Genomic DNA, 15,231 nt, shown 5'->3' on the forward strand with positions numbered 1-15,231 from the left:
GGAGGTAGTTGTAAAACCCGTTCGAAAACGGGGGTCGTGAGGACGCGGTCGGCGTCCTCCACGTCCCGGACCGTGCCGGTGACCGTGAACCGGCCCTCGAGGGGCAGGTCCTCGCTGGAGGTGCCGGCGCGCAGGACGAACTCGCCCGGCTCCACGATCCGGCGCACGGCCCGGCCCGTGAACGAGGTGCGGTCGGCGTGGACGGAGAAGACCACGCGGGCGCTCTGCCCGGCCTCCAGCGCGATCTTGGCGAAGCCGACGAGCATCTTCAGCGGCCGGACGACCTGGGCGACGGGGTCGCTCAGGTACAGCTGGACGACCTCCTGGCCGGCCCGGCCGGAGGTGTTGGTCACGGTGACCGCGGCCTCCACGGTGCCGTCGGTGCCGATCTCGGCCGCGGACAGCTCGAGCGCGTCGTAGGAGAAGCTCGAGTAGCCGATGCCGTGGCCGAACGGGTACAGCGGCCGAGGGTCCAGGTTGGAGACGCCCTCCGAGTATCCGCCCAGGGCGGGGGTCAGGTAGGTGCCGGGCTGCCCGCCCACGTGCCGGGGGATCCCCACGGGCAGCCGCCCGGAGGGGTTCACCCGCCCGGAGAGCACTCCGGCGACGGCGTGCCCGCCCTCCTCGCCGGGCATGAAGGCCTGCACCACGGCCGCGCAGCGGTCGTCGAACGCGCCGAGGCTGTAGGGGCGGCCCGTCACGAGCACGAGGACCACCGGGGTGCCCGTGGCGAGCACGGCCTCGACGAGCTCGGCCTGCCGGCCGGGCAGGGACAGGTCCACGACGTCGCAGCCTTCGCCGGAGGTGCCCGTGCCGAAGAGCCCGGCGAGGTCGCCCACGGTGACGACCGCGAGGTCGGCCTCCTCGGCCGCGGCCACGGCCTCGGCGATGCCGCTGGTGTCGGGGTCGGTGAAGTCGACGCCGCGGGCGTGCCGGAAGGTGGTCCCCCCGTCCGCGAACTCCTCGGCGAGGGCGTCGACGATCGAGGTGATCTCGATGCCGGTGCCGGACTCCCCGAAGCGGGACAGGACGTGGTTGGTGAAGCTGTAGCAGCCGAGGAACGCGCGGGGCTGCCCGGCGCTGGGGCCGATGACCGCGACCTTCCGGGCGGTGTCGCGGGCCAGCGGCAGGACGCCCTCGTTCTTGAGCAGGACGACGGACTCCTCGGCCATGCGCCGGGCGAGCCGGCGGTTCGCCGGGGAGTCGAGGTCGACGGCCCCGCCCGCGGTGCCGGGGTCGAAGCCCGGATCCAGCAGGCCCAGCTCGACCTTCTGCGTCAGCACCCGCCGCACCGCGCGGTCGAGCAGGGACTCGTCGAGCGCGCCGTCGCGCACGGCGCCGGCGAGGTCCGCGAAGCAGCCGGTCTCGGGCAGCTCCACGTCCATCCCGGCCGCGAGCGACTGGACGCCGGCGTCGCGGGGGTCCGCGGCGACGTGGTGCATGGACTCCAGGAAGCTCACGGCCCAGTAGTCGGAGACGACCGTGCCCTCGAAGCCCCAGGTCTCCCGCAGGAGGGTGGTGAGCAGCTCGGGGTCGGCGACGGGCGGGACGCCGTCGACGTCCGCGTAGGAGTTCATCACCGCGCCGGCCTGCCCGAGCTTGACGGCCATCTCGAAGGGCACGAGGACGACGTCGCGGAACTCGCGCGGTCCGATCGAGACGGGGGCGTGGTTGCGCCCGGCGCGGGAGGTGGAGTAGCCCGCGAAGTGCTTCAGGGTGGCGATCACGCCGGCCTCCTGCAGCCCCCGGACGTACTCGGTGGTCAGGGTGCCCACGAGGTAGGGGTCCTCGCCGACGGTCTCCTCGACGCGGCCCCAGCGGTAGTCGCGGACGACGTCGAGCACGGGGGAGAGGCCGAGGTGGACGCCCACGCCCTTCATGTCGGCGCCGATGTGCCGGGCCATGGTGCGGACCAGCTCGGGGTCGAAGGCGGCGCCCCAGGCGATCGCGGCCGGGTAGCAGGTGGCCCCCAGGGTGGTGAACCCGGTGAGGCACTCCTCGTGGGCGATGGCCGGGATCCCGAGCCGGGAGGTCTCCACGACCTGGCGCTGCAGGGTGCGCAGGTGCTCCACCCCGTCCGCGGCCGAGATCGGCGCGCTGCCGAAGGCCCGGGTGATGTGGCCGAGACCGTGCGCGATCGCGGCCTCGAAGGTCGAGCGGTCGTCGGCGAAGGCGGACTCCATGGGGGCCGCGCCGCCCGTGGCCTCCTCCGGGTCGGGGCGCAGCCAGTAGCTGCCGAGCTGACCGGCCTTCTCCTCGAGGCTCAGCTCCTGCAGCAGGGCGTCGACGCGTTCGGCGACGGGGCGGGCGGGGTCGTTCCAGGGTGCTGTCATGGGGGTGTTCTTTCTGCTCGGTGGGCGCGTCACTTGCCGAAGCCGGCGGTGAGCCCGGCGACGAGGTGCCGGCGCCCGAAGACGTAGAGGACGAGGATCGGCAGCGCCGAGAGGACGACGGCGGCCAGGACGGCGGGGATGTCGGCCTGGAACTCCCCCTGGTAGGTCCACAGGGACAGGGGCAGCGTGCGCTTCGCGGAGCTCTGCGTGAGGATCAGCGGGAACAGGAAGTTGTTCCAGCTGTTGAGGGCGTTGTAGACGCCCACGGTGGTGATGGCGGGCAGGCTCAGCGGCAGCACGAGCGTGCGGAAGACCTTCCAGTCGCCGGCGCCGTCGAGGGTCATGGACTCGTAGAGCTCGTTGGGGATGTCCCGCATGAAGTTCGTCAGGATCAGGACCGTGATCGGGATCCCGGACGCGATCCCGGGCAGGATCAGGGCGGCCAGGGTGTCGTAGAGGCCGAGCTGGACGATGATCAGGTAGATCGGGATGATCGTCGCCTGGATCGGGATGGCGATGCCCAGCAGGAACAGCCGGTTCGAGAACACGGCCAGCCCGCTCCGGCTGCGTACGATCACGTAGGACGCGAGCAGGGACAGGAACACGATCCCGGCCACCGTGAACACGACCACGACCACGCTGTTGAGGAAGTACTGGACGAACTGGTTCTGCAGGACCGTGGCGTACGGTGCGAACGTCGGGGACGAGGGCAGCAGCGGGTTCGTGGAGTAGTAGTCCTCGCGGGGCTTCAGGCTCGTGATCGCGATGTAGTAGATCGGGATGATGATCGCGCCCAGCCACAGCCAGCCGCCGACGGCCGCCGGGATGTTCGGGAGCCCCCGGCGCCGGCGGGCGGGACGGGCGGCCGCCGGCCGGGCGTCCGGGCGGGGCGCGCCCCCGGGCCGCGTGCGCACGGGAGGGGTGTCCGTGGTTCGTGTGCTCATGGGACTACGCACCTTCCGCCTGGCTCTCCATCTTTTCGGCCCCGGTGAGCCGTTGCAGGCCGAGGGCGAGGGTGAGCCCCACGGCGACGAGGATGACCGCCAGGACACTGGCCTCGCCCATCTGGTTGCTGCGGAATCCGGTCAGGTACATGTCCAGGGGCAGGATCCGGGTCGCGGTGCCGGGCCCGCCGCCGGTGAGGGCGAAGACGAGGTCGAAGTAGGTCAGGGAGCCGACCAGCATCAGCGTGGAGGACGTCACGATGGTGTACTTCAGCTGCGGCAGCGTGATCGAGAAGAACTGCCGCACCGTGCCCGCGCCGTCGATGGTGGCGGCCTCGTACATGGTCCGCGGGATCTGCCGCACCCCCGCCTGGTAGAGCAGCGAGTGGAAGGGGATGAAGGACCACGAGATGACGACGACGACGACGTAGAACGCCAGGCTCCCGTCACCCAGCCAGTCCTGCCGCAGCAGCGCCGCGTCGAACGCCCGCGACAGCCCGAAGTTCGGGTCGAGCAGGGCCTTGAAGGCGATGCCGATCGCCGCGGCCGAGAAGAGCATCGGCAGGAAGTACAGGACGGAGAGGAACTCCCGGTACCGCTGGCGGCCGGCCATGAACACGCCGAGCAGCAGGCTCAGCGGGAACTGCACGGCGTAGCTCAGCAGCGTGAGCTGGACCGTCAGCACCATCGCCTGCCGCGAGACCGGGTTCTCGAGCACGGACACCCAGTTCTCGCCCCCGGTCCACTGCGGGGTGCCCAGGCCGTCCCACTCCATGAAGGACAGCACCAGGACGCCCAGCAGCGGACCGATCGCGAAGATGCCGAAGAAGACCAGGGCGGGCGCCAGCATCCAGTTGCTGGGGCCGGCGCCCGCCCGGGCCCTCCGCCGGGTGGAGGAGCGCACGAGCATCAGAGCGTCCCGTTCATCGCGGTCTGGAACTCCTCGGGGCTCATCTCGCCGGCGAAGACCTGGCTGAGGTTGGTCAGCAGGGCCTGTCCCTGGTCGGCCGGGAGCGCCTGGTCCCAGGAGAGCTGGAAGTTCGGCGCGTCCTGGACCATCGAGTAGGCGAAGTCGAGGTACTCCGGGTGCTCGGTCTCGGCGATCCTGTCCTCCACGCCGTCCACGGCGGGGATCAGCCCGGCGTCGAAGAGCGTGTCGACCGCGGCGTCGTCGAGGTTCATGTCGTCGAGGTACTCGAGGGCCGTGGCCTGCTCCTCCTCGGACGCGTCCGCGGACACGGCCCAGAAGTTCGCCGGGTTGCCCACGATGTTCTGCGGGTCGCCCTGTCCGCCCTCGATCTCGGGGAACGTGGTGTAGCCCAGGTTGCCCTCGGCGGTCCACTCGGGGGCGTCGGTGAGGAAGCTGGAGTAGACCCAGCTGCCGTGCAGCATCATGGCCGCCTGGTCGGTGTGCACGAGCGCCACGTCGGCGCCCGCGTCGGCCACCACGGATCCGTAGGCGTCGCCGAAGCCGCCGGCCTCGACGAGCTCCTGGATCTTCTCCAGGGCCTGGGTGATCGCCGGGTGCGACCACGCGTCCTCCTCGCCGTCCACGACGGCCTGGAACACCTCGGGCCCGCCGATCCGGTCGGTGAGGTACTGGATCCACATCAGGTACGGCCACTGGCTGGAGCCGGCCACGGAGATCGGCGTGACGCCCTCGGCCTTGAAGGCCTCCACGGCGTCCAGCATCTCCTCCCACGTGGTGGGGACCTCGACGCCGGCCTCCTCGAAGAGCTTGGTGTTGTAGTACAGGATGACGGGCTGGGTGTTGTTGTTCGGGACGGCGTAGAGCTTCCCGTCCACCTTGCCGGTCTCCAGTACGGAGTCGAGGGCGCGCTCCTCCATCTCGGGGATCTCCCCGGTCAGCTCCACCACGCTGCCGTTCTCGACGTAGCTCTCCAGGGTGTCGCCGCCCCAGTTGTAGATCAGGGTCGGCGCGTTGCCGGAGCCGACGCTGGTGCGGATCTTCTCCTTGAAGGCGTCGTTCGCGAAGTACTCGGCGGTGATGGGGCTGTCGCCGTTGGCGTCGTTCCACGCCTGGAAGGAGCTGCGGAACGTCTCCTCGGCGCCGCCGGTCAGCGTCCAGGCGCTGGCGCCGCCCTCGCCGCCCCCGCCGCCGGGCTGGGCCCCGGCGCTGCACCCGGCCAGGGTCAGGGCCGCGGCGCCCACGAGCGCGATGCGGGACAGCGAGCGGGGGGAGAAGGGGCCCCGGTGCGCGCCGGCGGGCGCGGGGCGGAGGCTGCGGTGGGTGGTCATGGCGTTCTCCTCGTCGTCGAGCAATGCATTGCGCCTACGAAACTTTTCGTGTAGCGTTTCGTTGCGAGAAGAGTAAGTGGCCTGTTTCACACCCGTCAACCCCCTGGTGTGACCGGGGCCACTGCGGCGAAGTGCGTCGAAACGTTTCGCCGTGCGCCCGTGACCCGCCCGCGTCCGAGGAGATCGTCCCGCATGAAGAGAACCACGCTGAGCCAGGTGGCCGCCCAGGCCGGCGTCTCCAAGGGCACGGTCTCCAAGGTGCTCAACGGACGCCCCGACGTGGGGGAGGACACGCGGGAGCGGGTCCGGGCCGCGGTCGCCGACCTCGGCTACACGGGCTCGGCCGCCCGCCGGCCCCGGACGGCCATCGTGCTCGTCTTCGACACCCTCGAGAGCAACTACTCCCTCCAGGTGATGGCCGGCGCCGTGGACGCCTGCGGCCGCGCCGAGGCCGACCTCATGCTGAGCACGCTGCCGAGCCTGGAGCAGGGCGACGTCCCCCCGTTCTCCGAGGACTGGTTCGCCCGCTGCGGCCGCACGGGCGAGACCGCGGTCATCGCCGTGACCACCCCGCTGACCGCGGAGCAGGTGGCCGCCGCGGCCCACGCGCAGGTCCCGCTGGTGGCCATCGACCCCGTGAACAGCCTGCCGTCCACGGTCCCCAGCATCGGCTCCACCAACTGGGCCGGCGGGCACGAGGCCACCACCCACCTCCTGGGGCTCGGGCACCGCCGGATCGGCCACCTCAGCGGCGCCGGGGGCTCGGTCCCGGCGCGCGAGCGCCTGGCCGGCTACCGCAGCGCCCTGGAGGACGCCGGGGTGCCGCACGACCCCGGGCTCGTGACGGGCGGCGGGTTCAGCTACGAGGCGGGCTTCGCCGGCGCCCAGGAGCTGCTCGAGCTCGAGGATCCGCCCACGGCCCTGTTCGCGGCCTCCGACGAGGCCGCCCTCGGCGCCTTCGAGGCCGCCCGGCAGGCGGGGCTGCGGGTGCCCGAGGACCTCAGCGTGGTCGGCTTCGACGACACGCTGCTCGCGCGCTGGGCCTCGCCCAAGCTGACCACGGTGCGCCAGCCCCTGCACGCCATGGGCGAGATGGCCGTCGAGCGCGCGATCACCCTGCTGGCCGGCGGGTCCCGCCGGGTCCACCCGCTCCAGCTCCAGACCTCGCTCGTCGAGCGCTCCTCCACCGCCGCGCCCCGGGGCGCGGCGGACGGGGTGGTCACTCCCGGATGAGGCGGGCCCGGCCGGCCTGCCAGCCGAAGACCGCCGCGAGCGTGCCGACCGCCGCGAACATGACGCCCGCCGCGGCGAAGCCCCCGGTCCAGTGCAGCAGCTGCCCCACCAGGAAGGTGCCCGAGGAGCCCACGCCGTAGCCGACGCCCTGCATCATGCCCGAGAGCCGCACCGCCATGTGGCTGCTGCGGGTCCGCAGCGCGATCATCGTCAGGGCCACGGCGGTGAGGCTGCCCTGGCCCAGCCCCAGCAGCCCGGTCCAGACCCAGATCAGCTGGAGGGGCCCGAAGATCGAGAGCACGAAGCCGCCGCCGGCCATGAGGGCCACCGCGGCGTTGAGCACCCGCTGGTCGGCCATCCGCGCGGCCAGGACCGGGGCGAAGAGCGAGCCCGTCATCTGGAGCAGGATGGACACGGCCACGATCAGCCCGGCGGTGGCACCGTCGATCCCGCGGTCCCGCAGGATGGGGGCGAGCCACGCGAAGACGCTGAAGGACATCATCGCCTGGAAGACCATGAACAGGGTGATCTGCCAGGCCACCGGCGAGCGCCAGGGGCCGGGCCCGTCGGTCCCTGGCGGCGGGGGGCCGGGCGCCCGGCGGCGGAGCGCCACCGGCACGAGCAGCGCCACCACCACGGCCGCGGGCACCGCCCACACCGCCAGGGAGCCCCGCCAGGAGCCCGTGGCCTGGAACACCGGGTAGGTGAGGCCCGCGCCGAGGGCGGCGGACGCGCAGATCGCGGTGGTGTAGAGCCCGCTCATCAGGCCGATCCGGTGGGCGAAGTCCCGCTTGACGATGGACGGCAGCAGCACGTTGCCCAGGGCGATCGCGGCGCCGCACGCGACCGTCCCCGCGAGCAGCAGCGGCAGGGCGCTCGCCCCGGGCAGGGGCAGCCCGCGGGCCACCAGGCCCAGGGTCAGGACCACCATCGCGCCCAGCAGCACGTTCTCGGACCCGAACCGGCGGGCCAGGCGCGGCGCGAACGGCGCGAAGACGCCGAGCAGCGTCACCGGGGCGGTGGTCAGCACGGTGACCGCCCACCCGGGGAGGCCGGCGGCCGCGGTGATCTCCGGGAGGATCGCGGAGAAGCTGGAGAAGACCGTGCGCAGGTTCAGGCCCACCAGGACCACGCACACGGCGAGGTAGACGAGCGCCCGGCGGGACGTGGGGGCGCTCGGCGGATCGGCGCTCGGGCTCGGCACGGGGAGGTCTCCTCGGGGCTGGCGGGCAGGCCGGCCCCGCGAGGGGCGGCCCGGACAGGCTCCACGGTACTGCGACAGCGCTCCGACCCCGTGCAGCGCCGGTGCCGTGCACGCGGGGCGCCCCGGGTCAGTGCAGGAGCAGGCCGGCGAGGAGGACGGCCGGGAAGGAGAGGAACGAGCTGAGGAGGATGATGTCGCGGGCGGCGTTGGCCGGCATCCGGAACTGGGACGAGAACAGGAACACGTTCTGGGCCGTGGGCAGGGCCGCCATGACGACCACGCCCAGCAGCTCGGTGCCGCCCAGGCCGAACCCGAACCTGCCGATCGCCCACGCCAGCACGGGCATCGCGACCACCTTGACCAGCGTCCCGCCGAGCACGTCCGGCACGAGCGCGCGGTTCCGGAACGGGCGCTGCCCGTGCAGTCCCATCCCGAACAGCAGGAGCAGCAGGGGGACGGACGCCTGGCCGAGCATCTCGAGGGGGGCCCACAGCACCTCGGGCACCTCCAGGCCGGTCGCGGAGAGCAGCACTCCGGCCGCGGTGCCGACCGTGACGGGGTTCGCCACCGACCGCACGATCGTGCGGCCGGTCGAGGTGCTCGTCCGCCCGGGGGCCGCCGTCCGGATTGCCGCTCCCGGACCGGCACGGCGCGACGGGCGGGTGGCCCAGGAGAACACGAGCAGATAGAGCGGGGCGATCACCAGCAGCTGGGCCAGCAGCACGGAGACCACGGGCGCGGCGCTGCCCACCGCGTAGAGCGCGATGGGCAGCCCGATGTTCCCGGCGTTCACGTAGGAGGAGGCCATGGCGCCGACCGCCGTGCGGGCCGCACCCCGGCGCAGCACCAGGCCGCTGTACAGGGCGAAGAGCGCACCCGCCACCGCGGCGGCGGCGAGGGCGATCGGGGTGTAGACCCCGAGCACGGCCCCGAGGTCGGTGCCCGCCACGAGCACCACCATCAGCGCCGGATTGGTCAGGTAGTAGATGACGGGGGTGAGGCCCGCACGCATGGTGCGGGCCTCACCGGGCAGCAGCGCGGCGGTGGCGAAACCGACGGCCGTGAGCACGGCCACCACGCCGAAGCCCAGCAGCACCCCCGTCATCCGGCCGCTCCTCTCCGGCTCAGCGGACCAGGCAGGGGCGCTTCGGGTCGAAGCTCCAGCCCTCGATGAGGTACTGCATGGCCGCGGCGTCGTCGCGGGCGCCCAGCCCGTGCTCGAGGTAGAGCTCGTGGGCCTCCGCCAGGCGCTCGCGGTCCAGCTCCACGCCGAGGCCCGGGCTCGCGGGCACCCGGATCTCGCCGTCGCGGATGCGCAGCGGCTCCCGGGTGAGGCCCTGGCCGTCCTGCCAGATCCAGTGCGTGTCCAGCGCGGTGATCTCGCCCGGTGCCGCCGCACCCACGTGGGTGAACATGGCCAGGGAGATGTCGAAGTGGTTGTTGGAGTGGGAGCCCCACGTCAGCCCGAACTCGTGGCACAGCTGGGCCACGCGCACGGAACCGGCCATCGTCCAGAAGTGCGGGTCCGCCAGCGGGATGTCCACGGCGCCGGCGCGCACCGCGTGGGACATCTCGCGCCAGTCGGTGGCGATCATGTTCGTCGCCGTCGGCAGGCTGGTGGCCCGCCGGAACTCCGCCATCACCTCGCGGCCGGAGAACCGGCCCTCGGCGCCGCACGGGTCCTCGGCGTAGGCGACCACGCCCTGCATCCGCCGGCCCAGCCGGACGGCCTCCTCGAGCAGCCAGCCGCCGTTGGGGTCGAGGGTGACCCGGGCCTCGGGGAACCGCTCCTTGATCGCCGTGACGGCGTCGACCTCGAGGTCGCCGGCCTGGACGCCGCCCTTGAGCTTGAAGTCCTTGAAGCCGTACCGCTCCCGGGAGGCCTCGGCCAGGCGCACGATGCCCTCGGGGGTCATCGCCTCCTCCCGGCGCACCCGCTCCCACTGGTCCGCGCCGTGGGGCTCGCGCAGATACGGCAGGCCGGTGCTGTCCGGGTCGCCCACGAAGAACAGGTAGCCCAGCATGGGCACCGAGGCGCGCTGCTGCCCGTCGCCGAGCAGCTCGGCCACCGGCACGCCCAGGAACTGCCCGTGCAGGTCCAGGAGGGCGGACTCGATGCCGGTCACGGCGTGCACGGCGGTGCGCAGGTCGAAGGTCTGCAGGCCGCGCCCGCCGGCGTCCCGGTCCGCGAAGGCCGCGGCGACCCGGCGCAGCAGGGTGCGGAACAGCGCCACGGGCTGCCCCGCCAGCAGCCCGGCAGCCTCCTCGATCGTGGCGCGGATCGCCTCCCCGCCCGGGACCTCGCCCAGGCCGGTCCGCCCGTCGGAGTCCGTCACGATCACCACGTTGCGGGTGAAGAACGGCCCGTGGGCGCCGGAGAGGTTGAGCAGCATGGAGTCGTGCCCCGCGACGGGCACGACCTCGAGCCGTGCGACGGTGGGCTGGGCGCTCATGCGCGGTCTCCTTCCTGGGGGCCGGCCAGCTGGATGCGGCCGTCGACCCGGCGGTTGAGGTGCCACGGGTTGTCGTCCTGCACGGGCGCGGGCAGCAGGGCGGCGGGGATGTTCTGGTAGGCCACGGGGCGGAGGAACCGTTCGATCGCGAGCGTGCCCACCGAGGTGGTCCGCGAGTCGGAGGTCGCCGGGAACGGGCCGCCGTGGACCATCGCCTCGCCCACGTCCACGCCGGTCGGCCAGCCGTTGGCGAGGATCCGGCCCACCTTGCGCTCCAGCACCGGAAGCAGCGGGGCCGCGGTGGGGACGTCCTCCTCGGACAGGAACAGGCTCGCCGTCAGCTGGCCCTCCATCCGGGCCGCCGCGGCCACCAGCTCCTCCGCGGAGCCGTAGCGGATCGCCAGGGACGAGGCGCCGAAGATCTCCTCCTGCAGCACCGGGTTGGTGAGGAAGGCGGGGACCTGGGCGCCGAAGACCACGGGGGCGGGGGCGTTCTCGGTGGGGCCCTCCTTGCCGCGGGCCACGATCTCGACGTCCTCCTGGGAGCCCAGGGCGTCGATGCCCTCCCGGCAGGAGCGGGCGATGCCGGGGGTGAGCATGGTCGCGCCCTCGGCGTCGGCCAGCACGAGCCCGACGGCAGCCAGGAACGCGTCGCCGGCCTCTCCCTCGGGCACGAACAGCAGACCCGGGTTGGTGCACAGCTGCCCGGAGGAGCCCGTCAGGGAGGTGACGTAGGCGCGGGCGAACTCCTCGGCGTCACCGCGCAGGGCGGAGTCGAAGAGGAAGACGGGGTTGATGGAGCTCATCTCGGCGTACACCGGAATGGGCTCGGGACGGGCCGCAGCCGTGGCCATCAGCGCCGTGCCGGCGCCGCGGGACCCGGTGAACCCGACGGCCTTGATGGCCGGGTCCCTGACCAGGGCCTGGCCGATGCTCGCGCCGGGACCGTAGATCAGCGAGAACACCCCCGGGTGCAGGCCGCTCTCGCGGACCGCGTCCGTGAGGGCGCGGCCCACGATCTCTCCCGTGCCGGGGTGGGCGTTGTGCGCCTTGAAGACCACCGGGCAGCCGGCTGCCAGCGCGGAGGCGGTGTCGCCGCCGGCGGTGGAGAAGGCGAACGGGAAGTTGCTGGCCCCGAACACGGCCACCGGGCCCAGCGGGACCTTGCGCTGGCGCAGGTCCGGGCGGGGCAGGGGGGTGCGCTCCGGCAGGGGCGGCTCGATGCGCACGCCGCGGTGGTCGCCCTGCCGCACCACACGGGCGAACAGCCGCAGCTGCCCGGTGGTGCGCGCCAGCTCGCCCTGCAGGCGGGGCTTCGGCAGTCCGGTCTCGGTCGAGGCGCGGTCCACCAGCTCGGGGCCGGCGGCCTCGATGTTGGCGGCGACCTTCTCGAGGAAGCCCGCGTGGGTCTCGGGGTCGAGGCTGCTGAAGGACTCGAAGGCCTCTTCGGCGGCCGCGGTGGCCTGGGCGAGCTGGGCCTCGTCGACCAGGGAGTACGCGGGCTCGAGCTCGGCGTTGGTCGCCGGGTCGATGCCGTGGGTGGTGCCGCCGGTGCCGACGACCTGGCGGCCGGCGATGATCGAGTGGCCGGAGAGGGTGGTGGTCTGGGTGCTCACGGACATGGGTTTCCTTCGCTGTCTGTGCGTGCGGTCTCTTGGGGAGAGGCTGGTGTCAGGCCCGCTGCAGGGTGTCCGCCGGGGTGCCGGTGGGGAGGGCGTCGATGAGGGCGGTGAGGTCGGCGAGGTCGGTCTCGGTGAGGTCCTGCAGCGGGGGGCGGACCCCGCCGGCGTCCCGGCCCACGGCCTTGAGCCCGCCCTTGACGATGGAGACCCCGTAGCCCTTCACCCGGTCGCGGATCTCGATGTAGGGCAGCACGAACCGGTTGAGCTTGTCCGTGACGGCGGCCCGGTCCTGGGCGCGGACGTCGGCGTAGAACTCCAGGGCGAACTCGGGGACGAAGTTGTACATCGCCGAGGAGTAGGTGCTCATCCCCAGCTGCAGCAGGGGCAGGGCGAAGGTCTCCGCGGTGGGCAGCCCGCCCAGGTAGAACAGGCGGTCCCCGTTGGTGGCGTAGACCTTGGTGAGGTGCTCGATGTCGCCGACGCCGTCCTTGAAGCCGATGAAGTTCTCGTGCCGCTCGGCCAGCCGGGCGATCGTGGCGGCGGAGTAGATGGCGTTGGCCCGGTTGTAGGCGATGACCCCGAGGTCGGTGGCCTGGCACACGGCCGAGGCGTGGGCGAGCAGGCCCTCCTGGTCGCACTCGGTGAGGTAGGGGGGCAGCAGCAGCAGGCCCTCGGCCCCGGCGGCGGACGCGTCGGCGGCGTTGCGCACGGCCTGGGCGGTGTTGCCGGCCGCCGGGGCCAGCACGGGGACCCGGCCGGCGACCTCGTCAACGGCCGCGGCCACCACGGTGGCGGTCTCCTCGGGGGTGAGGGAGAAGCCCTCCCCGGTGCCGCCGGCGGCGAAGAGCCCGGCCACGGGGTAGGAGGCCTGCCAGGACAGGTGCTGGCGGTAGGCGCTCTCGTCGAAGAGCAGGTCCTGGTCGAACGCGGTGACGGGGAAGGACAGCAGGCCGTCCTTGAGCTTGTCCGCCAGTTCCCGGGGAGTGTGTGTGGCCACGGTCGTCGTCCTTCGCATGGGTCGAGGTGAGGCGTTCTGCCTGTGAATCACGTCTCACCCTAGGGAGGACTTTTGATGCTGTCCAAGGCCGTTTTTGAATGGAGTCATGCACTGAGGGCATCGATGCTGTGCTCAGTGCGGCTGGGTGCGCAGGAGGTCGAGCAGGTGGTGCAGGGCGGGATTCTTCGAGGTGCGGTCCCACAGGGCGTGCAGCTCGACGGAGCCCGAGGAGCTGCTGGCCAGCCGGTGGTAGGACACGCCGTCGATGCCGAGCAGCCGGGCGGACTCCGGGACGAAGGCGATTCCTCGCCCCGCGGCCACGAGCGCCACCATGGTGAGGACCTGGCTGACGGTGTGGACGACGTTGCGGTGCTCCACCTCCACGAGCCGCACCACGTGGTCGTAGAAGTACCGCGCCTTGGTGGGGGAGTGCATGATCAGCGGGAGGTCCTTGAGGTCGGCCGACGTGACGGGCCGCCTGAGGGTGCTCAGCGGGTGGTCGGCCGGGGCGGCGACGTACAGGTCCTCGGCGAGCAGCAGCTGCGACTCGAAGAGCTCCGTGTCGAAGGGCGGGCGGGCGAGCCCGAGGTCGAGGTCGCCGTTCTCGAGCGCCTGCAGCTGCTCGCCGGTCACCAGTTCCTGCAGGTCGACGTCGACGTCCGGCAGCACCCGCTCGATCTCGCTGAGCAGCGGTCCCAGCAGGCTGAACCCGGAGGCCGCCGTGAAGCCGATCCGCAGCACCCCCGAGCGCCCGGCGGCGATCCGGCGCGCCAGCAGCGGCGCCCGGTCGGCGGCGACCACCAGCTTGCGGGCCTCGACCAGGAACGCCCGCCCGGCGGCCGTGAGCGCCACCCGGCGGTTGTCCCGCTCCAGGAGCTCGACCCCCACCGTCTTCTCGAGCTTCTGGATCTGGCGGCTCAGGGGAGGCTGCGTCATGTTGAGCCGCACGGCGGCGCGGCCGAAGTGCAGCTCCTCCGCGACGGCGATGAAGCTCCGTGCCTGATCGAGTGTGAACATCATGTCCTCCGGGTATTACTCAATGCACGAATTGGCTTGGACAGGCATCATCATCCCTCTTTAGGCTCGGGAACCGATCCGCTTGTGATGCCACTCACAGGGGTGCGAGTCCTCTCGCGCCCCGGTCGGGCGGTTCCGATCCCTCACCCCTTCAGGAGAACCCATGAAGAACACCTCGTTCCGCACGGCGCTCGTCGGCGTCACCGCAGCGACCTCGCTCCTCGCGCTCAGCGCGTGCGGCGGCAACGTCGGCGGGGGCAGCAGCGCCTCCGGGGCGGACTTCCCGACGGATCCCATCACCCTGACCGTCGGCCAGGCCGCCGGCGGATCCACCGACCTCATCGCCCGCGCCGTGTCCGACGCCGCCGCGGAGGACCTCGGGGTCCCGATGCCGGTCGTGAACAAGCCCGGCGCCAACGGCGCCCTCGCCACCCAGGAGGTCGCCGGCGCGTCCCCCGACGGCCAGAACCTGGTGCTGCTCAACGCCTCGCTGATCACCATCACGCCGCTGGCCGTGGGCGAGGAGGAGGCCGTGTCCCTGGACGACGTCGAGGTGCTCAAGGGCCTGTCCCAGGACGACTACGTGATGGTCGCGAGCAAGGAGTCCGGCTTGGAGTCCCTCGAGGACGTGCAGGGCGCCTCGGGCTCGTTCAGCTACGGCACCACCGGCGTGGGCACCGGCTCCCAGCTGGCCCAGACCGTGCTGTTCGCGCAGGCCGACATCACCGGCACCGAGGTGCCCTTCGACTCCGGCTCCCCGGCGCTGACCGCCGTGCTCGGCGACCAGGTGCAGGTCGCCACCGTCCAGCTGGGCGAGGCCAAGCCGCAGATCGACGCCGGCGAGGTGACGCCGATCGTGGTGTTCTCCGAGGAGCGCAACGAGTTCCTGCCCGACGTGCCCACCGCCGTCGAGTCCGGCTACGACGTCCCCGTCTCCCAGTACCGGGCGGTGGCCGCTCCCGAGGGGCTCCCGGACGACGTCAAGGCGCGGCTGGTCGAGGCCTTCGACGCCGCCGTGCAGTCGGAGGCCTACCAGGACTTCAACGAGCAGAACCTGCTCACCCCGTGGGAGGTCTCCGGCGAGGAGGTCGAGGCGGAGTGGACCGAGCTCGCCGAGCGCTACGAGCAGCTCGTCGAGGAGCACGACATCTCCCTCGCCGAGTAGGGAC

Annotated in this window: 12 protein-coding genes; 2 read left to right on the plus strand and 10 right to left on the minus strand. The window is 72.5% G+C overall.

What is annotated here, in order from left to right; translation table 11 throughout:
- The 4 genes from H488_RS33675 to H488_RS33690 form a co-directional block, all read right to left on the minus strand.
- A partial coding sequence (locus tag H488_RS33675) for a glycoside hydrolase family 3 N-terminal domain-containing protein (RefSeq protein ID WP_017834648.1) occupies window positions 1-2,333 on the minus strand: 2,333 nt, incomplete at its 3' end.
- A 29-nt stretch (window positions 2,334-2,362) separates the two neighbouring features.
- Window positions 2,363-3,277, minus strand: coding sequence for a carbohydrate ABC transporter permease (locus tag H488_RS33680; RefSeq protein WP_081615855.1), 915 nt, complete (start codon window positions 3,275-3,277; stop codon window positions 2,363-2,365).
- Between the two features lie 4 nt (window positions 3,278-3,281).
- Complete coding sequence (locus H488_RS33685; RefSeq protein WP_017834650.1) at window positions 3,282-4,187, minus strand: carbohydrate ABC transporter permease; 906 nt, start codon at window positions 4,185-4,187, stop codon at window positions 3,282-3,284.
- Window positions 4,187-5,536 carry an extracellular solute-binding protein gene (locus H488_RS33690; RefSeq protein WP_081615857.1) on the minus strand — a complete coding sequence of 450 codons (1,350 nt, stop codon included), beginning with the start codon at window positions 5,534-5,536 and terminating at the stop codon, window positions 4,187-4,189. The genes H488_RS33685 and H488_RS33690 overlap by 1 nt, the downstream gene beginning before the upstream one ends.
- Before the next feature lie 192 nt (window positions 5,537-5,728).
- Here H488_RS33690 and H488_RS33695 point away from each other — a divergent pair, with 192 nt between their 5' ends.
- Window positions 5,729-6,769 carry a LacI family DNA-binding transcriptional regulator gene (locus H488_RS33695; RefSeq protein WP_017834652.1) on the plus strand — a complete coding sequence of 347 codons (1,041 nt, stop codon included), beginning with the start codon at window positions 5,729-5,731 and terminating at the stop codon, window positions 6,767-6,769.
- Here H488_RS33695 and H488_RS33700 read toward each other — a convergent pair.
- The 6 genes from H488_RS33700 to H488_RS33725 all read right to left on the minus strand — a co-directional run bounded on the left by H488_RS33700 (window position 6,756) and on the right by H488_RS33725 (window position 14,062).
- The gene (locus H488_RS33700) at window positions 6,756-7,973 is read right to left on the minus strand and encodes an MFS transporter (RefSeq protein WP_017834653.1); all 1,218 of its coding nucleotides are present in this window, start codon (window positions 7,971-7,973) and stop codon (window positions 6,756-6,758) included. The genes H488_RS33695 and H488_RS33700 overlap by 14 nt on opposite strands.
- A gap of 127 nt (window positions 7,974-8,100) precedes the next feature.
- Window positions 8,101-9,078, minus strand: coding sequence for an AEC family transporter (locus H488_RS33705; protein ID WP_017834654.1), 978 nt, complete (start codon window positions 9,076-9,078; stop codon window positions 8,101-8,103).
- 19 nt (window positions 9,079-9,097) lie between these two features.
- Window positions 9,098-10,426: an enolase C-terminal domain-like protein gene (locus tag H488_RS33710; protein ID WP_017834655.1), complete on the minus strand. Its 1,329-nt coding sequence runs from the start codon at window positions 10,424-10,426 to the stop codon at window positions 9,098-9,100.
- Entirely contained in the window at window positions 10,423-12,048 is a 1,626-nt protein-coding gene (locus tag H488_RS33715; RefSeq protein WP_017834656.1) for an aldehyde dehydrogenase (NADP(+)), read from the minus strand. The genes H488_RS33710 and H488_RS33715 overlap by 4 nt, the downstream gene beginning before the upstream one ends.
- Window positions 12,049-12,097: 49 nt before the next feature.
- A complete protein-coding gene (gene kdgD / locus H488_RS33720) occupies window positions 12,098-13,045 on the minus strand; it encodes a 5-dehydro-4-deoxyglucarate dehydratase (protein WP_017834657.1) in 948 nt (315 codons plus the stop codon).
- A gap of 132 nt (window positions 13,046-13,177) precedes the next feature.
- A complete protein-coding gene (locus H488_RS33725; RefSeq protein WP_017834658.1) occupies window positions 13,178-14,062 on the minus strand; it encodes a LysR family transcriptional regulator in 885 nt (294 codons plus the stop codon).
- A gap of 163 nt (window positions 14,063-14,225) precedes the next feature.
- Here H488_RS33725 and H488_RS33730 point away from each other — a divergent pair, with 163 nt between their 5' ends.
- On the plus strand, window positions 14,226-15,227 hold the full coding sequence (locus H488_RS33730) for a Bug family tripartite tricarboxylate transporter substrate binding protein (protein WP_017834659.1): 1,002 nt from the start codon (window positions 14,226-14,228) through the stop codon (window positions 15,225-15,227).
- Window positions 15,228-15,231 lie beyond the last annotated feature (4 nt).

It is taken from the genome of Kocuria sp. UCD-OTCP, assembly GCF_000349605.1.
Lineage (GTDB): Bacteria > Actinomycetota > Actinomycetes > Actinomycetales > Micrococcaceae > Kocuria > Kocuria rosea.